1 protein-coding gene is annotated in these 24,495 nt (G+C 75.5%); it reads right to left on the bottom strand.

The features are described 5' to 3' along the window. Positions 1-40 precede the first annotated feature (40 nt). Entirely contained in the window at positions 41-24,487 is a 24,447-nt protein-coding gene (locus LRS74_RS22450; protein ID WP_347178153.1) for a type I polyketide synthase, read from the bottom strand. Positions 24,488-24,495 lie beyond the last annotated feature (8 nt).

Genomic DNA, 24,495 nt, shown 5'->3' with positions numbered 1-24,495 from the left:
TCACCCCCTGGAAAGAGTCGGAATGTGAGCGGTCATCACGTCAGGACCTTCCGAATTCATTGTTGATGATGTCGAAGATGTCTTCGGCGGAGGCCGAATCGATTTCGAGTTCGTCGTCGTTCGCGTTTCCGGACGCCGGGTTATCGGCCTCGTTCCACGTCCGCAGCAGCGCTTCGAGTCGCGCCGTGACCTTCGCCCGTTCCGCGCTGTCGGCGGGGACGTTGGTGAGAGTGAATTCCAGCCGGTCGATTTCCGCGAGTGCCGGAAGTTCCGGAGTGGTGTCCTCGCCCAGGATTTCCGCACGCAGCTGGTCGGCGAGCGCCCCGGGCGTGGGGTAGTCGAATACCAGGGTGGCCGGGAGTCGCCGTCCGGTGGCCGCGTCGAGGCGATTGCGGAGTTCCACGGCGGTGAGCGAGTCGAAGCCCAGCTCCTTGAACGCCCGGCCCTCCTGGATCTCCCCGATCCCGTCGTGGCCGAGGACGGCCGCGACATGGGTGCGGACCAGGTCGAGCAGTGCCTGCGCGGCCTCGGGGCCGCTGAGTCCGGCCAGCCGCTCGGCCAGCGACCCGGCGTCCTCGCCGGCGGTCTCCGTCGCCTCCGCGGCCGGTTCCGCCAGCGCCTCGCGGACCTCGGGCAGGTCCGCGATGAGCGGGCGGGGGCGGGCCGCGGTGAAGGCGGGCGCGAAACGCTCCCAGTCGACGTCGGCGACGGTCACCGTGGTCTCGTCGCCGTCCAGCGCCTGCTGGAGTGCGGCGATCGCGGAGTGCGGGGCCATCACCGGCAGGCCGCGGCGGCGCAGTTGTTCGGCCGCCTCGTCGTCGGCGACCAGGCCGCCGTCCGCCCACGGGCCCCAGGCCACCGAGGTGGCGGTGAGCCCGCGGGCCCGGCGCCGCTCGGCCAGCGCGTCGAGGAAGGCGTTGGCCGCCGCGTAGGCGCCCTGGCCGCCGCTGCCCCACACGCCGGCGATCGACGAGAAGAGCACGAAGGCGTCCAGTTCGGCCTCGCCGAGCAGCGCGTCCAGGTGGACGGCGCCGGCGACCTTGGCGGCCACCACCTCGGCGACGTCCGCCGGGCCGGTCTCGGCGAGCGGCGCGAACTGCCCGGCGCCCGCCGTGTGCACCACGGCGGTCAGCGGGGTCCGCGCGGGCACGGCGGCCAGCAGCCCGGCCACCGCCTCCCGGTCGGTGACGTCGCAGGCGGCGAGGGTGACCTCGGCGCCCAGCGCGGTCAGTTCGTCACGCAGCGCGGCCGCGCCCGGCGCGTCGGCGCCGCGGCGGCTGGCGAGCACCAGGTGCTCGGCGCCGTTGCCCGCCAGCCAGCGGGCGACGTGCGCGCCGAGCGCGCCGGTGCCGCCGGTCACCAGGACCGTGCCGCGCGGCCGCCAGGGCTCGCCCGGCGCCGTGTCCGGCTCGGCGCGGCCGATGCGGCGGGCCAGGATGCCGACCGTGCGCAGCGCCAGCTGGTCCTCGTGGCCGTCGCCGAGGGAGCCGCCGAGGACGGCGGCCAGCCGGTCGGCGGTCCGCTCGTCGAGCGTGGCGGACGGGGCGGGTAGGTCGACGAGGCCGCCCCAGCGCTCCGGGTGTTCCAGGGAGACGACCCGGCCGAGGCCCCAGATCTGCGCCTGGGCGGCGCTTCCGGTGCGCTCGGACGGGGCGGTGGCGACCGCGCCGGTGGTGACGCACCACAGCGGCGCGTCCCAGCCGAGGGCGGCGGTGTCTCCGAGTGCCTGCACCAGCACCGAGGTGAGCAGCAGCCCGGCGGGCACCGCGGGGTGCTCGGGGTGCGGCCGCTCGGCCAGGGCGAGGAGGGACAGCACTCCGTCGACGGGCTCGCCGGCGGCGGCCTCGCGCAGCGCGTCGACCAGCGCCGCCCGGTCCAGGCCGGCCGCCGCGGTCAGCCGCACCGGGGTCACCCGGGCGCCGCGGTCGGCGAGCGCGTCCAGGAGCCGCCGTACGGCCTGGGTGTCGGCGTGCTCGGCGGGCACGGGCACCAGCCAGCTGCCGGTGACGAGCGCGGCGGTCTCCGGCTCGGCCAGCGGCTTCCAGCTCACCCGGTAGCGCCAGCCGTCCAGTTCGGCCTGCTCGCGCCGGCGTCGCCGCCAGGCGGACAGGGCGGGCAGCAGGGCGCTCAGCGGCTGCTCGGCGTCGAGGTCGACGACCTCGGTGAGGGCGCCGAGGTCGGCGGCCTCGATCGCCTCCCAGAACCGGGCGTCGACCGGGTCCACGGCCGTGGCCGTGGCGCCCCGCGCCGGCTGCGCGGAGCCCTCCAGCCAGTAGCGGCGGCGCTGGAAGGCGTAGGTGGGCAGCGCGACACGGGTGGCGCCGGTGCCGGCGTAGCACGCCTCCCAGTCGAGGGCCGCGCCCCGCACGTGCAGGGCCGCGAGCGCCCCGGTCAGGGTCTCCGGCTCGGGGCGGCCGCCGCGCAGCACCGGCACGAAGGCGGCGCCGTCGGCGGTGACGCAGTCCTGGGCCATGGCGGTGAGCACACCGTCCGGGCCGAGCTCCAGGTAGGTCGCGACGTCCTGGGCCTCCAGGGTGCGGACCGCGTCGAGGAAGCGCACGGCCTGGCGGGCGTGGCGCACCCAGTAGTCGGGGTCGCCCAGCTCGTCGGTGACGAGCCGTCCGGTGACGGTGGAGACGACCGGGATGCGCGGCTCGCCGTAGGTGAGGCTCTCGGCGACCTTGCGGAAGTCGGCGAGCATGCCGTCCATCAGCGGGGAGTGGAAGGCGTGGCTGACGGTGAGCCGCTTGGTCTTGCGGCCCCGGCCGCGGAGCTCCTCCGCGACCTCCAGCGCCGCGCCCTCGGCACCGGCGATCACCACGGACTCCGGCCCGTTGACGGCGGCGACCCCGAGCTCGTGCTCGCGGCCGGCCAGCAGCGGCAGGACCTCCTCCTCGGTGGCCTGGAGCGCGATCATCGCGCCGCCTGCGGGCAGCGCCTGCATCAGTCGGCCGCGCGCCGCCACCAGGGAGGCCGCGTGCTCCAGCGACAGCACGCCGGAGACATGGGCGGCGGCGAGCTCGCCGATGGAGTGGCCGGCCAGGAAGTCCGGCCGCACCCCGGCGGCCTCGGCCAGCCGGTACAGGGCGACCTCGACGGCGAACAGGGCGGGCTGGGTGAAGCCCGTCCGGTCCAGCTCGGCGGCGTCCTGGCCGAACAGCACCTCGTAGAGCGGACGGTCCAGGTGTCGGTCGAGCTCGGCGCTCACCGCGTCCAGCGCCTCGGCGAACACCGGGCTCGCCGTGTACAGCTCGCGGCCCATGCCCAGCCGCTGGCTGCCCTGGCCGGTGAAGAGCACCGCGGTGCGGCCCTCGGTGGGCGTGCCCTGGACGACGTGGGTCGCGGACTCGCCGCGCGCCAGCGCCGTGAGGCCCGCCAGCAGCCGCTCCCGGTCGGCGCCGGTGACCACCGCGCGGTGCTCCAGCGCGGAGCGGGTGGTGGCCAGCGCGTACGCCAGGTCCAGCGGGCGCAGCGTCTCGTCGGCGGCCACGTGGGCGCGCAGCCGCTCGGCCTGGGCGCGCAGCGCGTCGGCGCTCCTGGCCGACAGCGGCCAGGCGAGCACCTCCGGCCGCACCACCGGCTGCCGCTCGGCGGCGGCCGGGGCCGGCACCTGCTCGGGCGCCTGCTCCAACACGGTGTGCGCGTTGGTGCCGCTGAAGCCGAAGGAGGACACGCCCGCGCGGCGCGGGCGGCCGGTCTCCGGCCACGGGGTGTTCTCGGTCAGCAGCGAGACGGCGCCCGCCGACCAGTCGACGTGCGGGGTCGGCGCGTCCACGTGCAGCGACGGCGGCAGCACGCCGTGCCGCATGGCCAGCACCATCTTGATGACGCCGGCGACGCCGGCGGCGGCCTGGGTGTGACCGATGTTGGACTTGATGGCGCCCACGTGGAGCGGCCGGTCCGCGTCCCGGCCCTGGCCGTAGGTGGCCAGCAGGGCCTGCGCCTCGATCGGGTCGCCGAGGCGGGTGCCGGTGCCGTGCGCCTCGACCGCGTCCACATCCCCGGCGGCCAGCCCGGCACTGGCCAGGGCCTGCCGGATGACGCGCTGCTGCGCGGGGCCGTTGGGGGCGGTCAGGCCGTTGCTGGCGCCGTCCTGGTTGATGGCCGAGCCGCGCACGATCGCCAGGACCGGGTGGCCGTTGCGCCGCGCGTCGGACAGCCGCTCGACCAGCAGCATGCCGACGCCCTCGCCCCAACCGGTGCCGTCGGCGGCCGCCGCGAACGCCTTGCAGCGCCCGTCGGGGGCGAGCCCGCGCTGCCGGCTGAACTCGATGTACGCGCCGGGGCTGGACATGACGGTCACGCCGCCCGCCAGCGCCAGCGAGCACTCGCCGTTGCGCAGCGCCTGGATCGCCCAGTGCAGCGCCACCAGCGAGGAGGAGCAGGCGGTGTCGACGGTGACCGCCGGGCCCTCCAGGCCGAAGGTGTAGGCGAGCCGGCCGGAGACCACGCTGGCCGCGTTGCCGGTGCCGAGGTAGCCCTCGACGCCCTCGGGGATGTCGCGCAGCGCGGAGTCGTAGTCCTGCCCGTTGGAGCCGACGAAGACACCGGCGGAGGTGCCGCGCAGGGTGGCCGGGTCGATGCCGGCCCGCTCGAACGCCTCCCACGACGTCTCCAGCAGCAGCCGCTGCTGCGGGTCCATCGCCAGCGCCTCACGTGGCGAGATCCCGAAGAACGCCGCGTCGAACTGGCCGGCGTCGTAGAGGAATCCGCCCTCCCGGGCGTAGAAGGTGCCCTGTCGGTCCGGGTCCGGGTCGTAGAGCTTCTCCAGGTCCCAGCCGCGGTCGGTCGGGAACTCCGCGATGGCGTCCCCGCCGGAGGTGAGCAGCGCCCACAGCTCCTCGGGGGTGCGCACACCGCCGGGGAAGCGGCAGCTCATCGCCACGATCGCGATCGGGTCGTCGTCGGCCGGCGCGGCCGGGGCCGCCTCCGGGGTGGCGGCGCTCTCGGTGCCCACCAGCTCGTCGCGCAGGTAACCGGCGAGCGACGCGGCGGTCGGGTAGTCGAAGACCAGCGTCGCCGGCAGCCGCACGCCGCTGGCGGCGCCGAGCCGGTTGCGCAGCTCGACCGCGGTCAGCGAGTCGAAGCCCAGCTCGCGGAAGGCCCGGTCGGCGCCGACCGACCCCGAGCCGTCGTGCCCGAGCACGTCGGCCACATGGGTGCGGACCAGCTCCAGCAGCGCGCGGTCCCGCTCGGCCGGGGAGAGCCCGGCCAGCCGCTCCGCGAGCGAGGAGCCGCCCGCGGCCGCGCCCGGCTCCGCCGCGTCGGCCGGGGCCGGACGGGCCTCCGGCAGCTCGGCGAAGAGCGGGCTGGGCCGTACGGCCGTGAAGTCGGGCGCGAAGCGGGACCAGTCGACGTCCGCGACGGCCAGCACCGGGTCGTCCAGGTCCAGGGCCCGCTGGAGGGCGTCGATCGCGAGACCGGCGTCCATCGGCGGGAGTCCGCCGCGCCGCATGCGCTGCTCCAGGGCCTCGTCGGCGGCCATGCCGCCCTCGGCCCACGGACCCCACGCGATCGACGTCGCCGGCAGCCCCTCGGCACGCCGACGCTCGGCCAGCGCGTCCAGGAAGGCGTTCGCCGCTCCGTAGTTGGCCTGACCGGCGGCGCCCAGCGTCCCGGAGATCGAGGAGAACAGCACGAACGCGGACAGGTCCAGCTCACGCGTCAGCTCGTCCAGATGGGCCGCGGCCTCCGCCTTGGCCCGCAGAACACTCGCGAACCGCTCCGGCGTCAGCGCGTCCAGCACACCGTCGTCCAGCACACCGGCGGTGTGCACCACGGCGGTCAGCGGGTGCTCGGCGGGGATGTCCGCCAGCAGCGCGGCCAGCGCGTCCCGGTCGGCCACGTCGCACGCCGCGACGGTGACCCGGGCGCCCAGCTCCGCCAGCTCGTCACGGAGTTCCGCGGCGCCCGGCGCGTCCAGACCCCGACGGCTCGTCAGCACCAGGTGCTCGGCACCCTGGCCCACCAGCCAACGGGCGACCCGCGCACCCAGCGCGCCGGTGCCCCCGGTGACCAGCACCGTGCCGGCGCCCGGCCGCCAGGTCCGCCCGGCCTCGGCGGGCACCGAGGCCCGCACCAACCGGCGCCCGAAGACTCCGGCGGAGCGGACCGCGAGCTGGTCCTCACCGCCACGGTCGGAGAGCAGTCCGGCGAGCCGGGACAGCGCCCGCTCGTCCGGCGTCTCCGGCAGGGTGGGCAGGTCGATGAGTCCGCCCCAGCGCTCCGGCAGCTCCAGCGCCGCCGCCCGACCCAGACCCCAGACCCGCGCCTGCACCGGGTCCACCGGCGCGTCGGACCGGCCGACGGACACCGCACCACGCGTGGCCACCCACAGCGGCGCGTCCACGCCCGCGTCACCCAACGCCTGCACCAGGGCGGCGGAAGCGAGCAGCCCGCCGTCCTCGGCGAGCGCCAGCAGCGAGAACACGCCCGCCACGGCGGCGTCGCCGCTCTCGGCCCGCAGCCGCTCGGCCACCGACCCGCGGTCACTCCCGGCGCCCAGCTCGATCAGCCGTGCCTCGGCACCGCGCTCGGCCAGCGTCCGTGCGACGGCCTCGGCCCACGGCGTCCCGGCCGCCGCCGGGGCGACGACCAGCCAGCGGCCCTCCAGGGCACCGGCCGCGCGGTCGCCGACCGGCTTCCAGGTTATCCGGTAGCGCCAGCCGTCCACCGCCGAGCGCGCACGCTGCTGCCGGTGCCACGTCGAGAGCGCCGGAAGCAGTGCCTCCAGGGCGCCTTCGCCGTCGACGTCCAGGGTGGCCGCCAGCGAGTCGAGGTCCTCCCGCTCCACGGCCTCCCAGAAGCGGTCGGTGTCGCTCGTCGCGGACGGCGCGGCCGCGGCGCTCGGCCGGACGTCCAGCCAGTACCTCTGCCGCTGGAACGCGTAGGTCGGCAGCTCCATGCGCCGCGCGCCCGTGCCGGCGAAGAACGCCGCCCAGTCCAGGGCGGTCCCGCGAGCGTGCAGCGAGGCCAGTGCGCCGGTCAGCGACTCCGCCTCGGCACGGCCCTTGCGCAGCGCGGAGACGAAGGCCGCGTCCTCGCCCTCGGCGCACTCCTGCGCCATGGCGGTGAGCACGCCATCAGGGCCCAGCTCCACGAAGGTGGTGACACCCTGCGCCTCCAGGGTGCGCACCGCGTCCAGGAAGCGGACCGCCTCGCGGACGTGCCGGACCCAGAAGTCGGCCGTGGTGATCTCCTCGGCGGAGACCAGAGCACCGGTCAGACCCGAGACGATCGGGATACGCGGAGCCTCGTACGACAGCGTCTCGGCGACCGCGCGGAAGTCGTCCAACATCGCGTCCATACGGGGCGAGTGGAAGGCGTGCGAGACGGTGAGCCGCTTGGTCTTACGACCCTGCTGCTCGAAGGTCCCGGCGATCGTGACAGCCGCGTCCTCGTCACCGGCGATCACCACGGAGGTGGGGCCGTTGAGGGCGGCGATGCTGACACCCTTAGTGAGCAGCGGAAGGACCTCGTCCTCCGACGCCTGGACGGCGATCATCGCGCCACCGGCGGGGAGTTCCTGCATCAGACGCCCACGAGCCGCCACCAGGGTGCAGGCGTCCTCCAGGGACAGCACACCGGCGACATGGGCGGCGGCCAGCTCGCCGATCGAGTGACCGGAGAGGAAGTCCGCCTTCACACCCCAGGATTCGACCAGGCGGAAGAGCGCCACCTCGACCGCGAAGAGCGCCGGCTGGGTGTAGCCGGTCTGGTCCAGCAGCTCGGCGTCCTCACCGAACACCACGTCCTTCAGCGGACGCTCCAGACGCCCGTCCAGCGCGGCACACACCGCGTCGAACGCCTCCGCGAACACCGGGTACGCGTCGTACAGCTCACGGCCCATGCCCAGCCGCTGACTGCCCTGACCCGTGAACAGGAACGCCGTCCTGCCGCCGGCCACCGAGCCGCGCACCACGCCGGTGGCCGGCTCGTCGGCGGCGAGGGCCGCCAGGGCACGGAGGTAGCCGTCGCGGTCCTGGGCCACCAGCACCGCGCGGTCTTCGAAGGCCGCGCGGCCGGTCGCCAGGGAGTGGCCGACGTCGACGGGGTCGAAGTCGCCGACGGAGAGCAGGTGGTCGCGGAGTCGGCGGGCCTGGTCGCGCAGGGCGTCCTGGCCGATGGCCGAGAGCGGCCACGGCACGACCGGTGGCACGGCGACGGCCGCGGTGTCGGCGACCGGCTGGGCCGGGGGCTGCTCGATGATCGTGTGCGCGTTGGTGCCGCTGATGCCGAACGAGGAGACGCCCGCGCGGCGCGCCCGGCCGGTCTCCGGCCAGTCGACGGCCTCGGTGAGCAGCTCGACCGCGCCCGCATCCCAGTCGATCTTCGGCGAGGGGGCGTCGACGTGCAGGGTCCTGGGCAGCACGCCGTGGCGCATCGCCATGACCATCTTGATGATGCCGGCGACGCCGGCGGCGGCCTGCGTGTGACCGATGTTGGACTTGATGGACCCCAGCCACAGCGGCTCGTCGGCGGACTTCTCCCGCCCGTACGTGGCCAGCAGCGCCTGCGCCTCGATCGGGTCGCCCAGCGTGGTGCCGGTGCCGTGCGCCTCGACCGCGTCGACCTCGACGGCCGACAGACCGGCGTTGGCCAGGGCCTGCCGGATGACGCGCTGCTGCGACGGACCGTTCGGAGCCGTCAGACCGTTGCTGGCGCCGTCCTGGTTGACGGCCGAGCCACGGACGACGGCGAGGACCGGGTGGCCGTTCTTCCGCGCGTCCGACAGCCGTTCCACGAGCAGCATGCCCGCGCCCTCGGACCAACCGGTGCCGTCCGCCGCCGCGGCGAAGGACTTGCAGCGGCCGTCGGTCGACAGACCGCGCTGGCGGCTGAAGTCGACGAACGTCTCGGGGGTGGCCATCACGGCCACGCCGCCCGCGAGCGCCATGGTGCACTCGCCGTTGCGCAGCGCCTGGATCGCCCAGTGCAGCGCCACCAGCGAGGACGAGCAGGCGGTGTCGACGGTGACCGCCGGGCCCTCCAGGCCGAAGGTGTAGGCGACCCGGCCGGAGGCGATGGAGCCCGCGTTGCCGGTGCCGATGTAGCCCTCGACGCCCTCCGGGAAGCCGTCCATGCCGGTGACGTAGTCGTGGTACATCACGCCGGCGAAGACGCCGGTCCTGCTGCCGCGCAGCGTCGCCGGGTCGATGCCGGCCCGCTCGAACGCCTCCCACGAGGTCTCCAGCAGCAGCCGCTGCTGGGGATCCATGGCGAGCGCCTCACGCGGCGAGATCCCGAAGAACGCCGGGTCGAACTCGGCGGCGTCGTGCAGGAAGCCGCCCTCGCGGGTGTAGCTGGTGCCCGCGTGGTCGGGGTCGGGGTGGTAGAGCGCGTCCAGGTCCCAGCCGCGGTCGACGGGGAAGCCGGAGACGCCGTCGCCGCCGGTGGCGACGAGCCGCCACAGGTCCTCCGGAGAGCGCACCCCGCCCGGGAAGCGGCAGCCCATGCCGACGATCACGATCGGGTCGTCGGCCACCGCGGCGAGCGCGGCGGGGGCGGCGATCGGTGCGGCGGAGACGGGCTCCTCGGCGCCCAGCAGTTCGTCCCGCAGGTGGCCGGCGAGGGCGGTCGGCGTCGGGTAGTCGAAGACGAGGGTGGCGGGGAGGCGCAGCCCGGTGACGTTCTTGAGGTCGTTGCGCAGCTCGACGGCGGTCAGCGAGTCGAAGCCCAGCTCCTTGAAGGCCCGGCCCGCGTCGACGGCGTCCGGACCGGCGTAGCCGAGCACGGCTGCGACGCGGCCGCACACCAGCTCCAGCAGCAGGGCGTCCCGCTCGGCCGGGGTCGGCAGCGCGCGCAGTCGCTCGGCCAGCCCGCCGCCGTCGGCGACCGCGGCCGCGACGGCCGCGCGGCGGACCGGCACCCGCACCAGGCCGCGCAGCAGCGCCGGCACGGTGCCGGTGGCCGCGGCCTCGGCGCGCAGGCCCGCGTGGTCGAGCCGCATCGGGAAGAGCACGGTCGTGCCGTCCGCGCGGGCGGCGTCGAAGAGCGCGAGGCCCTCCTCGGCGGCCAGCGGGGCGACGCCGCCGCGCGCGATGCGCCGCAGGTCCGTCTCGTCCAGGTCGGCGGCCATGCCGGAACCCGCCCACAGGCCCCAGGCCAGCGCGGTCGCCGGCAGTCCGGAGGCGGTGCGGTGCTGGGCCAGCGCCTCCAGGAAGGCGTTGGCGGCCGCGTAACTGGCCTGTCCCGGCGCGCCGAACGCGGCGGCGGCACCGGAGAACAGCACGAAAGCGGAGAGGTCCAGCTCGCGGGTCAGCTCGTGCAGGTTGAGCGCGGCGTCGACCTTGGGCCGCAGCACGCGGGCCACCCGCTCCGGGGTCAGCGAGCCGAGGATGCCGTCGTCCAGCACACCGGCGGTGTGCACCACGCCGGTCAGCGGGTGCGCGGCGGGGATGTCCGCCAGCACGGCGGCCAGCGCGTCGCGGTCGGCCACGTCGCAGGCGGCCCAGGTCACCTCGGCGCCCAGCGCGGCCAGTTCGGCGGTGAGCTCGGCGGCCCCGTCGGCCTCGGCGCCCCGGCGGCTGATCAGCAGCAGGTGGCGCACCCCGTGCTCCGTGGCCAGGTGGCGGGCGAAGAGCCCGCCGAGCTGGCCGGTGGCGCCGCTGACCAGGACGGTCCCGTCAAGGGTGAACTCGGGTGCCGTCGTGGTCTCGTCGTCCACGGCCGGCACCCGGGCCAGCCGCGGCGCCAGCGCCACGCCGTCGCGCAGCGCCAACTCCGGCTCGTCCACGGCGAGCGCGGCGAGCACCTTCCGGTACGAGGCGGCCGCGCCGTCCACGTCGAGCAGCGTCAGCCGGCCGGGGTTCTCCGACTGGGCGGAGCGGAACAGGCCGCGGGCGGCGGCGAGCGGCAGCTCCGCGATGTCCGCCCCGGTCTCGGTGGCCACCGTCTCGCGCGTCAGCAGCACCAGCCGCGAGTCGACGAACCGCTCGTCGGCCAGCCAGGACTGGAGCAGGTCCAGGGTGCCCAGGGTGGTGGTGCGCACGGCCGCCGCGTCGGCGCCGTCGCCGGAACCGCCGCCCGAGACGAGCACGGTGTGCGGCACGGCCGCCCCGGCCTCGACGGCCGTACGCAGCACCGACAGGTCGCGGTACGCGGCCAGCCGGACGCCGGTGCCGAACGCGGCCTCCAGCTCGGCCAGTCCGGCGGCGTCGGCGCCCAGCACGGCCCAGTCGCCGCCCCCGGTGCCCACGGCGGGCACCGGCACGGCGGTCCACTCCAGCTGGAACAGCGACTCGTGCAGTCCGCTCCGCGCGGCGCGCACCTGCTCAGCGGAGGCCGCACGCAGCGCCACCGACTCGACTGTGGCGACCGGCGCCCCGGTGCCGTCGGCCACCAGCAGCGACACGGCGTTCTCCGACTGCTCGGTCAGCCGCACCCGCAGCGCGCCGGCGCCGGCGGCCAGCAGCCGCACGCCGTTCCAGGCGAAGGGCAGCAGCGCGCCCTCGGCCAGCGCCGCCTCGCGGTCCGGGCTGTCCAGACCGATGACGTGCAGACAGGCGTCGAGCAGCGCGGGGTGCAGTCCGAACCGGTCGGCCTCGGCGCCCCGGACGGAGGGCACCTCCTCGGCCGCCGGCAACACGACCTCGGCGTAGAGGTCGGCCCCCAGCCGCCAGGCGCCCTTGAGCCCCTGGAAGACCGGGCCGTAGCCCAGTCCGGCCCCGGACAGCTCCTCGTAGAGGCCGTCGACGGCCAGGGCGGTGGCGCCCCGCGGCGGCCACACGGCGAGGTCGCCGGGCGCGTCCTGGGCGGCGGCCGCCAGCACACCACTGGCGTGCCGGGTCCACGGCTCGGTCGCGAGCGCGTCCTGCCGGCGCGAGTGCAGGCTGAAGGAGCGGCGGCCGGACTCGTCTGGGCCGTCCACGACCAGCTGGAGCTGGACCGCGACCCGCTCGGGCAGCACCAGCGGCGCCTCCAGGGTCAGCTCGTCCAGCCGCTCGCAGCCGACCTGGGCGCCGGCGTGCAGCGCCAGCTCCACGAAGGCCGTGCCCGGCAGCAGCACGGTGCCCATGACGGCGTGGTCGGCGAGCCACGGGTGGGTCCGGGTGGCCAGCAGCCCGGTGAAGAGGAAGCCGTCCGCGTCGGCCAGCGGCACCGCCGCGCCCAGCAGCGGGTGGTCCGTCCCGCCGAGCCCTATCGACTCCGGGTCGCCGGCCGCCGCGGTGGCGGCGGGCCAGTAGCGCTGCCGCTGGAACGCGTAGGTCGGCAGCTCCACGCGCCGCGCGCCCGTGCCGGCGAAGAACGCCGCCCAGTCCAGGGCGGTCCCGCGGACGTGCAGCGCGGCGAGCGCGCCGGTCAGCGTCTCCGTCTCGCCACGGCCCTTGCGCAGCACGGGGACGAACGCCGCGTCCGCGCCCTCGGCGCACTCCTGCGCCATGGCGGTGAGCACGCCGTCCGGGCCGAGCTCCACGAAGGTGGTGACGCCCTGGGTCTCCAGCGCGCGGACGGCGTCGAGGAAGCGCACGGCCTCACGGACGTGACGGACCCAGAAGTCGGCCGTGGTGATCTCCTCGGCGGAGACCAGCGCGCCGGTCAGACCCGAGACGATCGGGATACGGGGGCTCTCGTACGTCAGCGTCTCGGCGATCGCGCGGAAGCCGTCCAGCATCGCGTCCATACGGGGCGAGTGGAAGGCGTGGCTGACGGTGAGGCGCTTGGTCTTACGACCCTGGGTCTCGAAGCCGCTCGCGATCGCGACCGCCGCGTCCTCGTCACCCGCGATCACGACCGAGGTCGGACCGTTGAGCGCCGCGATGCTGACACCCTCGGTGAGCAGCGGAAGGACCTCGTCCTCCGACGCCCGCACCGCGATCATCGCGCCACCGGCGGGGAGTTCCTGCATCAGACGACCACGCGCCGCCACCAGCGTGCAGGCGTCCTCCAGGGACAGCACACCGGCGACATGGGCGGCGGCCAGCTCGCCGATCGAGTGACCGGAGAGGAAGTCCGCCTTCACACCCCAGGATTCGACCAGACGGAACAGCGCCACCTCGACCGCGAAGAGGGCAGGCTGGGTGTAGCCGGTCTGGTCCAGCAGCTCGGCGTCCTCGCCGAACACGACCTCGCGCAGCGGGCGGTCCAGGAGCGCGTCGAAGTGGGCGCAGACGGCGTCCAGGGCGTCCGCGAAGGCCGGGTGGGCGGCGTACAGCTCACGGCCCATCCCCAGCCGCTGGCTGCCCTGACCGGTGAACAGGAACGCCGTCCTGCCCTCGCCGACGGAGCCCTCGACCAGTCCGGGGGCGCTCTGGCCGGACGCCAGCGCCTCCAGGGCGGCGAGCAGTTCCCCGCGGTCGGCCGCCGTCAGTACCGCGCGGTGCTCCAGCGCGGCACGGCCGACGGCCAGCGAGTGGGCGAGGTCGAGCAGCCCGGTCCCGGGCCGCTCGTCGAGGTACGAGCGCAGCCGCGCGGCCTGCGCGGCCAGCGCCTCGGCGCCCTTGCCGGACAGCGCGAACGGCAGCGGGGCGATCTCGCGCCGCGCGCCGGTCGGGGCCTCGGGGGCCTCGTCCTCGACGGCCGGGGCCTGCTCGATGATCGTGTGCGCGTTGGTGCCGCTGATGCCGAAGGACGACACGCCCGCGCGGCGCGCCCGGCCGGTCTCCGGCCACTCCACCGACTCGGTCAGCAGCGCGATCTCGCCCGCCGTCCAGTCGACGTGCGGGGTCGGCGCGTCGACGTGCAGGGTCCTGGGCAGCACGCCGTGGCGCATCGCCAGCACCATCTTGATGATGCCCGCGACACCGGCCGCGGCCTGGGTGTGGCCGATGTTGGACTTGATCGAGCCCAAGTACAGCGGCTGTTCGACGGCCCGGTCCTGGCCGTAGGTGGCCAGCAGCGCCTGCGCCTCGATCGGGTCACCCAGCGTCGTCCCCGTGCCGTGCGCCTCCACCGCGTCCACGTCCGCGGTCGACAGCCCGGCACCCTCCAGGGCCTGCCGGATCACCCGCTGCTGCGACGGGCCGTTCGGCGCCGTCAGACCGTTGCTCGCGCCGTCCTGGTTGACCGCCGAACCGCGCACGATCGCGAGCACCGGGTGACCGTTGCGCCGCGCGTCCGACAGCCGCTCCACGAGCAGCATGCCGACACCCTCGCCCCAGCCGGTGCCGTCGGCACCGGCCGCGAACGCCTTGATCCGGCCGTCGGCCGCCAGCCCCCGCTGCCGGCTGAAGTCGATGAAGTTCTCGGGGGTGGACATGACGGTCACACCGCCCGCGAGGGCGAGTTCGCACTCGCCGTTGCGCAGCGCCTGGGCCGCGAGGTGCAGGGCGACCAGCGAGGAGGAGCAGGCCGTGTCGACCGTGACCGCCGGGCCCTCCAGACCGAAGGTGTACGACACCCGGCCGGAGACCACGCTCGCCGCGTTGCCCGTGCCCAGGTGGCCCTCAAGCCCGTCCGGCGCCTTCATCAGCAGGGACAGGTAGTCCTGGCCGTTGGTGCCGGCGAAGACGCCGGTCCTGCTGCCGCGCAGCGTCGCCGGGTCGATCCCGGCCCGCTCGAACGCCTCCCACGAGGTCTCCAGCAGCAGCCGCTGCTGCGGGTCCATGGCGAGCGCCTCACGCGGCGAGATCCCGAAGAACGCCGCGTCGAAGTCGGCCACGTCGTAGAGGAATCCACCCTCACGCGTGTACGAAGTGCCCTGCCGGTCCGGATCCGGGTCGTACAGCCCGTCCAGGTCCCAACCACGGTCGCTGGGGAACTCCGCGACCGCGTCCGCGCCCGCCGTCAGCAGCGACCACAGCTCCTCCGGCGACCGCACCCCACCCGGGAAACGACAGCTCATCGCCACGATCGCGATCGGGTCGTCGTCCACCGCTACCAGCGGCGGGATGCCGTCGGCACCGGCCACCGCGGGCTCGGAGCCGAGCAGCTCGGTGCGGAGGTGGGCGGCGAGGGCGGCCGCGGTCGGGTAGTCGTAGACGAGGGTCGGCGAAAGACGCAGACCGGTGGCCGCGTTGAGGCGGTTGCGCAGCTCGACCGCGGTGAGCGAGTCGAAGCCCAGCTCCTTGAAGGCGCGCGCGGACTCGACCGCGTCGGCGCCGCCGTGCCCGAGGACGGCGGCGACCTGGGCGCGGACCAGCCCCAGCAGTTCCTGCTCGCGCTCGGCCTCGCTCAGCGGGGCCAGCCGCTCGGCCAGCGTGCCGCCGCCGATGGTGGCGCCCGCGCGGGACGCGCCGTGCGGCGCCGTCTCGGACTCGGTGTGCGGCGCGGCCAGTTCGGCGAGGAGAGCGCTCGGCCGTACGGCGGTGAACTCCGGCAGGAAGCGGTCCCAGTCGAGGTCGGCGACCGTCACCGCGGTCTCCTGGAGCTCGACGGCCTGTTGCAGCGCCATGATCGCGAGCCGCGGCGCCATCGGCGGCACCCCGTCGCGGCGCAGCCGCTGCTCGATCGCGGTGTCGACGGCCATGCCGGTGCCGGCCCACGGGCCCCACGCGATCGACGTCGCGGGCAGCCCCTCGGCGCGCCGCAGCTCGGCCAGCGCGTCCAGATAGGCGTTGGCGGCCGCGTAGTTGCCCTGACCCGCCGCGCCCACCGAGCCGGCGAGCGAGGAGAAGAGGACGAAGGCGGAGAGGTCGAGGTCGCGGGTCAGCTCGTGCAGGTTCCGCGCGGACACGGCCTTGGCGCGCAGCACCCGCTCGATGCGGTCCGCGTCCAGACCGGTCAGCACACCGTCGTCCAGCACACCGGCCGCGTGCACCACGGCGGTCAGCGGAAGCTCGGCCGGCAGCGAGGCGATCAGGGCGGCCAGCGCCTCCCGGTCGGCCACATCGCAGGCCGCGACCGTGACCCGGGCGCCCAGCGCGACGAGCTCGTCACGCAGCTCGGCCGCGCCCGGTGCCTCCAGGCCACGACGGCTGGTCAACACCAGGTGCTCCGCACCCCGCTCCACCAACCAACGCGCCACATGAGCGCCCAGCGCGCCCGTCCCACCCGTCACCAGCACCGAACCACCGGCACGCCAACCCGCGGCATCCCCCGCGGCGGCCGCGGCCGCCCGCGCGAGCCGGCGGACGAACACGCCCGATGCGCGGATCGCGAGCTGGTCCTCGGCGACGGCGCCCGTGCCGGCTCCGGCCAGCACTCCGGCCAGCCGGTCCAGCGCCCGCTCGTCCGGCGTCTCCGACAGCGCGGGCAGGTCGATGAGTCCGCCCCAGCGCTCGGGGAGCTCCAGCGCCGCCACCCGGCCCATGCCCCACACCAGCGCCTGCGCCGGGTCCACGGCCTTGTCCGACCGACCCACCGACACCGCGCCGCGCGTGGCGACCCACAGCGGAGCCTCGACGCCCGCCTCGCCCAGCGCCCGCACCAGCGCGACCGTGCGCGGCAGCCCGGCCTCGCCGGCCTCGACCGCCGACAGCGAGAGCACGCCCGCCACGGCGGCGCCGTCCGCCGCCGCGCGCAGCAGCGCGGCCAGGCCCGCGTGGTCGTCCTCGGCGCCTGACTGGACGCGCGCCACCTCGGCGCCGCGCGCGGTCAGCGCCCGGACGATCTCGGCGTCGCGGTCGGCCTCGGCGTCGGCGGCCGGGGTGACGACCAGCCAGCGGCCGGTCAGCGAGCCCGCCAGGCGCTCGGTCACCGGCTTCCACAGGGCGCGGTAGCGCCAGCCCGCCACGGTCGCGCGCTCGGCCTGCCGGCGACGCCACGCCGCCAGCGCCGGCAGCACGTCGCCGAGCGACAGCTCCGGGTCGATGTCGAGCTCGGCGGCGAGCGTCGACAGGTCGCCGCGCTCCACGGCCGCCCAGAAGCTCTCGTCGACGGCACCGCGCGGGGTGGTCTCAGCCGCCGCGACGGCCGTCTCGGCCAGCCAGAAGCGCTCCCGCTGGAAGGGATACGTGGGCAGCGCGGCCAGCGCGGCGGGCTCGACGCGACCCGCGCCCGTACCCGCGTAGTACGCGGTCCAGTCGGGGGTCACGCCGCGGACGTGCAGCGAGGCCAGCGCGCCCGTCAGCGTCTCCGTCTCGCCACGGCCCTTGCGCAGCACGGGGACGAACGCCGCGTCCTCGCCCTCGGCGCACTCCTGCGCCATGGCGGTGAGCACGCCGTCGGGGCCGAGCTCCACGAAGGTGGTGACACCCTGCGCCTCCAGGGCGCGCACGCCGTCGAGGAAGCGCACGGCCTCGCGGACGTGACGGACCCAGAAGTCGGCGGTGGTGATCTCCTCGGCGGAGACCAGCGCGCCGGTCAGACCCGAGACGATCGGGATACGGGGAGCCTCGTAGGTGAGGGTCTCGGCGACCGCGCGGAAGTCGTCCAGCATCGCGTCCATACGGGGCGAGTGGAAGGCGTGCGAGACGGTGAGCCGCTTGGTCTTACGACCCTGGGCCTCGAAGCCGCTCGCGATCGCGACGGCGGCGTCCTCGTCGCCCGCGATCACGACCGAGGTCGGACCGTTGAGGGCGGCGATGCTGACACCCTCGGTGAGCAGCGGCAGGACCTCGTCCTCCGCCGCCTGGAGCGCGATCATCGCGCCACCGGCCGGGAGTTCCTGCATCAGGCGACCACGCGCGGCCACCAGCTTGGCCGCGTCCTCCAGCGAGAGGACGCCGGAGACATGGGCGGCCGCCAGCTCGCCGATGGAGTGGCCGGACAGCACATCGGCCTCGATGCCCCAGGACTCCACCAGGCGGAAGAGCGCCACCTCGATCGCGAAGAGGGCGGGCTGGGTGTAGCCGGTCTGGTGCAGCAGCTCGGCGTCCTCGCCGAACACCACGTCCTTCAGCGGCCGGTCAAGGTGGCCGTCCAGGTGCGCGCAGACCGCGTCCAGCGCGTCCGCGAACACCGGGTACGCGTCATACAGCTCACGGCCCATACCCAGCCGCTGGCTGCCCTGACCCGTGAACAGGAACGCCGTCTTGCCCTCGGTGACCGAGCCCTGGGCCAGGTCGGGGGTGCTCTGGCCGGCGGCGAGCGCCTCCAGGGCGGCGATGAGCCGCGTACGGTCGCCGGCGGCGCCCGCCGCGCGGTCTTCCAGCGCGGCGCGGCCGGTAGCGAGGGAGAAGGCGAGGTCGGTGTCGCTCAGCTCGGGGTGGGCCCGGAGGTGGGCGGCCAGCTGGGCGGCCTGGGCGCGCAGCGCGTCGGCGCCCTTGGCGGACAGCGTCCACAGCGGCGTCACGCGGCCCGCGCCGGGCAGTACCTCGGCGGTGGCCTCCGTGTCCGGCGTCTCGGCGGCCGGGGCCTGCTCGATGACGGTGTGGGCGTTGGTGCCGCTGAGGCCGAAGGAGGAGACACCCGCGCGGCGCGGGTGGCCGGTCTCCGGCCACTCCACCGACTCGGTCAGCAGCTCGACGGCGCCCGCCGTCCAGTCGACGTGCGGGGTCGGCGCGTCGACGTGCAGGGTCCTGGGCAGCACGCCGTGCCGCATCGCCAGCACCATCTTGATGATGCCCGCGACACCGGCCGCGGCCTGGGTATGGCCGATGTTGGACTTGATCGAGCCCAAGTACAGCGGCTGTTCGACGGCCCGGTCCTGGCCATAGGTGGCCAGCAGCGCCTGCGCCTCGATCGGGTCACCCAGCGTCGTCCCCGTGCCGTGCGCCTCCACCGCGTCCACGTCCGCGGTCGACAGCCCGGCACCCTCCAGGGCCTGCCGGATCACCCGCTGCTGCGACGGACCGTTCGGCGCCGTCAGACCATTGCTCGCGCCGTCCTGGTTGACCGCCGAACCGCGCACGATCGCGAGCACCGGGTGACCGTTGCGCCGCGCGTCCGACAGCCGCTCCACGAGCAGCATGCCGACACCCTCGCCCCAGCCGGTGCCGTCGGCACCGGACGCGAACGCCTTGATCCGGCCGTCGGCCGCCAACCCGCGCTGCCGGCTGAAGTCGACGAACGGTTCGGGGGTGGACATCACGGTGACGCCGCCGGCCAGCGCCAGCGTGCACTCGCCCTGGCGCAGCGCCTGCACGGCGAGGTGCAGGGCGACCAGCGAGGAGGAGCAGGCCGTGTCGACCGTGACGGCCGGGCCCTCCAGGCCGAAGGTGTAGGACACGCGGCCGGAGACGATGCTCGCCGCGTTGCCCGTGCCGAGGTGGCCCTCAAGACCCTCCGGCGGGGCGGAGACCAGCGCGGCGTAGTCCTGGCCGTTGGTGCCGGCGAAGACGCCGGTCCTGCTGCCGCGCAGCGTCGCCGGGTCGATGCCGGCCCGTTCGAACGCCTCCCAGGACGTCTCCAGCAGCAGCCGCTGCTGCGGGTCCATGGCGAGCGCCTCACGCGGCGAGATCCCGAAGAACGCCGCGTCGAAATCGGCCACGTCGTAGAGGAATCCACCCTCACGCGTGTACGAGGTGCCCTGCCGGTCCGGATCCGGGTCGTACAGCCCCTCCAGGTCCCAGCCGCGGTCGCTCGGGAACTCCGCGACCGCGTCCGCACCCGCCGTCAGCAGCGACCACAGGTCCTCCGGCGACCGCACCCCACCCGGGAAACGACAGCTCATCGCCACGATCGCGATCGGGTCGTCGTCGACGGCCACGGAGGGCCGTGCGGAGTCGCCGCTGTCGGCGGCGGTCCGCGCCCCGACCAGTTCGGTGCGGAGGTGCTCGGCGAGCGCGACCGAGGTCGGGTAGTCGTAGACGAGGGTCGGCGAAAGACGCAGACCGGTGGCTGCGTTGAGGCGGTTGCGCAGCTCGACGGCGGCGAGCGAGTCGAAGCCCAGCTCCTTGAAGGCGCGGCCGGACTCGACGGCGTCGGCGCCACTGTGGCCGAGCACCTCGGCTACGTGGGTGCGCACCAGGTCCAGCAGCAGCCGGTCCCGCTCGGCCGGGGAGAGCCCGGCGAGGCGCTCGCCCAGCGGGGAGGCCATGTCGGCGTCGGTGACGACGCGGGCGGTGTCCGTGCCGCCGACCGGAGTGGCCCCGGCCTCGGGCAGGTCGGCGATGAGCGGGCTGGGCCGTACGGCGGTCAGCACGCGCGGGAAGCGGTCCCAGTCGATGTCGGCGACCGTCACGGCGGTCTCGTCGAGGTCGAGGGCGAGCTGGAGCGCGGCGATGGCCGGCGCGGGCGCCATGGGGGGCATGCCCTCGCGGCGCATGCGCTGCTCCAGGGCCTCGTCCGCGGCCATGCCGGTGCCGGCCCAGGGGCCCCAGGCCACGGAGGTGGCGGGGAGGCCCTCGGCGCGGCGCAGCTCGGCCAGCGCGTCCAGGTAGGCGTTGGCGGCCGCGTAGTTGCCCTGGCCGGCGGCGCCCACGGAGCCGCTGACGGAGGAGAAGAGGACGAAGGCGGAGAGGTCGAGGTCGCGGGTCAGCTCGTGCAGGTTCCGCGCGGACACGGCCTTGGCGCGCAGCACCCGCTCGACCCGCTCGGCGTCCAGCGCGTCCAGCACGCCGTCGTCCAGCACACCGGCGGCGTGCACCACGGCGGTGAGCGGGAGTTCCTCGGGGAGCGACGCGATCAGCGCGGCGAGCGCCGCACGGTCGGCCACATCGCAGGCCGCGACGGTGACCCGGGCGCCCAGCGCGACGAGCTCGTCACGCAGCTCGGCCGCGCCCGGCGCCTCCAGGCCACGACGGCTGGTCAACACCAGGTGCTCCGCACCCCGCTCCACCAACCAACGCGCCACATGAGCGCCCAGCGCACCCGTCCCACCCGTCACCAGCACCGAACCACCGGCACGCCAACCCGCGGCATCCCCCGCGGCGGCCGCGGCCGCCCGCGCGAGCCGGCGGACGAACACGCCGGAGGAGCGGACCGCCGCCTGGTCCTCGGTTCCGGTCAGCACCCCGACGAGTCGGGACAGCGCCCGCTCATCCAGCGTCTCCGGCAGGGCGGGCAGGTCGATGAGTCCGCCCCAGCGCTCCGGCAGCTCCAGCGCCGCCACCCGGCCCAGACCCCAGATCTGCGCCTGGGCGGGGTCGACCGGCGCGTCGGAGCGGCCGATGGAGACCGCGCCGCGGGTGGCCACCCACAGCGGAGCCTCGATGCCCGCGTCACCCAGCGCCTGCGTCAGCGTCATCGTGGCGAGGAGGCCCGCGGTGCCGTCGAGGGCGGGCAGGGAGAGCACGCCGGTGACGGCGGCGGCGTCGGCGGCCGCGGAGCTCAGCCGCTCGGCGAGGCCCGCGCGGTCCGCGCCGTCCGCCGGGGCCAGCTCGATCAGCTCGGCGCGGGCGCCGCGCCCGGTGAGCGTGCGGACCACGCCCTCGGCGCAGTCGCGGGCGGCGCCGGCCGGGGTGACGACCAGCCAGTGGCCGGTGGGGGCCGAGGTGCCGGAGCGGTCGGTCAGCGGCTTCCAGACGGCGCGGTAGCGCCAGCCGTCCACCAGGGTGCGCTCGGTGCGCTGCCGCCGCCAGGAGGACAGGGCGGGCAGCGCGGCGCTCAGGGACAGTTCGGGGTCGACGTCGAGTTCGGCGGCGAGGGCGCTCAGGTCGCCGCTCTCCACGGCCTCCCAGAACCGCTCGCCGGCCGGGTCGACGGCGACGGCGACCTCGGCGGCGGCCGGGGTGGCCATCCAGTAGGACTGGCGCTGGAAGGCGTAGGTGGGCAGGTCGACGCGGCGGGCGCCGGTCCCGGCGTAGGGGGCGCTCCAGTCGGCCTTCCTGCCGCGGACGTGGGCGCGGGCGACGGCCAGGGTCAGGGTCTCGGCCTCGGGCCGGGCGGCGCGCAGCGCGGGCGCGAAGACGGCGCCGTCGGCGTCCCGCAGGCAGTCCTGGGCCATGGCCGTGAGCACGGCGTCGGGGCCCAGCTCCAGGAAGGTGGTGGCGCCGCGCTCGGCGAGGGCGCGCACGCCGTCCAGGAAGCGCACCGCGTCCCGCACGTGCCGCACCCAGTACTCGGGGGAGCACAGCTCCTCGGCGGTGGCGGGCCGGCCGGTGACGGTGGAGACGACGGGGATGCGCGGCGGGGCGTACTCCAGCACCTGGGCGACGCGCCGGAACTCGTCGAGCATGCCGTCCATGAGCGGCGAGTGGAAGGCGTGGCTGACCGTCAGCCGCTTGGTCTTGCGGCCCTGGAGACGGAAGGCGTCGGCGACCTCGGTGACGGCGTCCTCGTCGCCGGAGACGACGACGGAGGCGGGGCCGTTGACGGCGGCGATGCCGACGCGGTCGTTCAGCAGCGGCAGCACCTCCTCCTCGGCGGCCTGGACGGCGACCATGGCGCCGCCGGCGGGCAGCTCGCGCATCAGTCGGCCGCGGGCGGCCACCAGCGCGCAGGCGTCCTCCAGGGAGAGCACGCCCGCCACGTGGGCGGCGGCCAGTTCGCCGATGGAGTGGCCGGCGAGCAGGTCGGGGCGGAGCCCCCAGGACTCGACCAGTCGGTAGAGGGCGACCTCGATCGCGAAGAGGGCGGGCTGGGTGTAGTCGGTGCGGTCGAGAAGGGCGGCCTCGGGGGAGTCCTGCTCGGCGAAGACGACGTCCAGCAGCGGAACTTCCAGCTGCTCTTCCAGGTACCAGGCGGCGTCGTCGAGCGCCTCGGCGAAGACCGGGTACGCCTGGTAGAGCTCGCGGCCCATGTCGAGCCGCTGGCTGCCCTGGCCGGTGAAGAGGAAGGCCAGCTTGCCGGCGACGGGGGCGCCCTGGACGACGGCCGGGGAGTGCTCGCCGGCGGCGAGGGCGCGCAGCGCGTCCCGGAGTCCGGCGCGGTCGCCGGCGACGAGCACGGCGCGCTGTTCGAAGACGGCGCGGGTGGTGGCCAGGGAGTGGCCGACGTCGGCGAGGGCGAGCTCCGGCTCGGCGTCCAGCCGCTCCGCAAGTCGCCGCGCCTGCTCGCGCAGGGCGGTCTCGGTCTTGGCCGACAGGGTCCAGGGCAGGACGGCGGGGGCGGGCCCGGCGGGGACCTCGGCCGGCTCGGCGGACTCGTCGGCGGCCGGCGGCTGCTCGATGACGGCGTGGGCGTTGGTGCCGCTCATGCCGAAGGAGGAGACGCCGGCACGGCGCACCCGCTCCTCGGTGCGCGGCCAGGCGCGGGCCTCGGTCAGCAGCTCGATGTCGCCCGCGGACCAGTCGACGTGCGGGGTGGGCGCGTCCACGTGCAGGGTCTTGGGCAGCACCTCGTGGCGCATCGCCATGACCATCTTGATGATGCCGCCGACGCCGGCCGCGGACTGGGTGTGGCCGAGGTTGGACTTCAGCGAGCCCAGCCACAGCGGCTGCCCCTCGGGGCGCTCCTGGCCGTAGGTGGCCAGCAGCGCCTGCGCCTCGATCGGGTCGCCCAGGGTGGTGCCGGTGCCGTGCGCCTCGACGGCGTCGACCTCGGCCGGGGTGAGGCCGGCGTTGGCGAGGGCCTGGCGGATGACGCGCTGCTGCGCGGGGCCGCTGGGCGCGGTGAGCCCGTTGCTGGCGCCGTCCTGGTTGATGGCGGTGCCGCGGATGACGGCGAGGATCGGGTGGCCGTTCTTCCGCGCGTCGGAGAGCCGCTCGACGAGCAGCATGCCGGCGCCCTCGCCCCAGGCGGTGCCGTCGGCGGCCGCGGCGAACGGCTTGCAGCGGCCGTCGGGGGCCAGGCCGCGCTGGCGGCTGAAGGCGATGAACGAGCCGGGGTTGGCCATCACGGCGACGCCGCCGGCCAGGGCCAGCGAGCACTCGCCGGCGCGCAGCGCCTGCACCGCGAGGTGCAGGGCGACCAGCGAGGAGGAACAGGCGGTGTCGACGGTGACGGTGGGGCCCTCGAAGCCGAAGGTGTAGGCGATGCGGCCGGAGGCGACGCTGGCGGCGTTGCCGGTCACCAGGTAGCCCTCGAAGCCCTCTTCGGCCTCGTGCAGCCGCGGGCCGTAGTCCTGCTGTTCGGCGCCGACGAACACGCCGGTGCGGCCGCCGCGGAAGAGTGCGGGGTCGAGGCCGGCCCGCTCGAACGCCTCCCAGGAGGTCTCCAGCAGCAGTCGCTGCTGCGGGTCCATCGCGAGGGCCTCACGCGGCGAGATGCCGAAGAACGCCGGATCGAAGCGATCGGCGTCGTGCAGGAATCCGCCTTCACGGGCGTAGCTGCTGCCGGCCCGTTCCGGGTCGGGGTCGTAAAGACCGGCGAGATCCCAACCGCGACCGGTGGGGAATTCGGATATGACATCCCGGGCCCCGGCGACGATTTCCCAGAGTTCTTCCGGTGACCGCACGTCTCCGGGGAAACGGCAGCTCATTCCGACGATGGCGATGGGCTCGCCGTCGGCGAAGGCGGCGCCGGGGACGACCGTCGCGGTGTCGGGGCCCTCGGCGAGGCCGAGCTCGGCCAGCACATGGGCGGCCAGCTGGGCCGGGGTGGGGTGGTCGAAGGCGAGGGTGACGGGCAGCCGCAGCCCGGTGGCGGCGGTCAGCCGGCTGTGCAGGTCGACCGCGGCGATCGAGTCGAAGCCCAGGTCCTGGAAGGGACGGTGCGGGTCGAGCTGGGCGGGCGCGTTCTCCTTGAGCGCGGCCGTGACCAGGTCGCCGACCCACTCCAGGGCGGTTTCGGCACGCTCGGGCTCGGGCAGGTCGGCGAGTCGCTCCCGCCACGCCGACACCGCACCGGGACCGTGCTCCCGCATTTCGGTGTTCTCGGGCGTGAAATCCTCGGACTCACTCATCATCGCGCGCC

Source organism: Streptomyces sp. LX-29, from assembly GCF_029541745.1.
Taxonomy (GTDB): Bacteria; Actinomycetota; Actinomycetes; order Streptomycetales; family Streptomycetaceae; genus Streptomyces.
This window is presented reverse-complemented; position numbering and strand designations above follow the sequence as displayed.

Excerpts from the sequence above, each read along its gene's own strand:
- LRS74_RS22450 (WP_347178153.1), bottom strand. The coding sequence starts at position 24,487 with ATGATGAGTGAGTCCGAGGATTTCACGCCCGAGAACACCGAAATGCGG.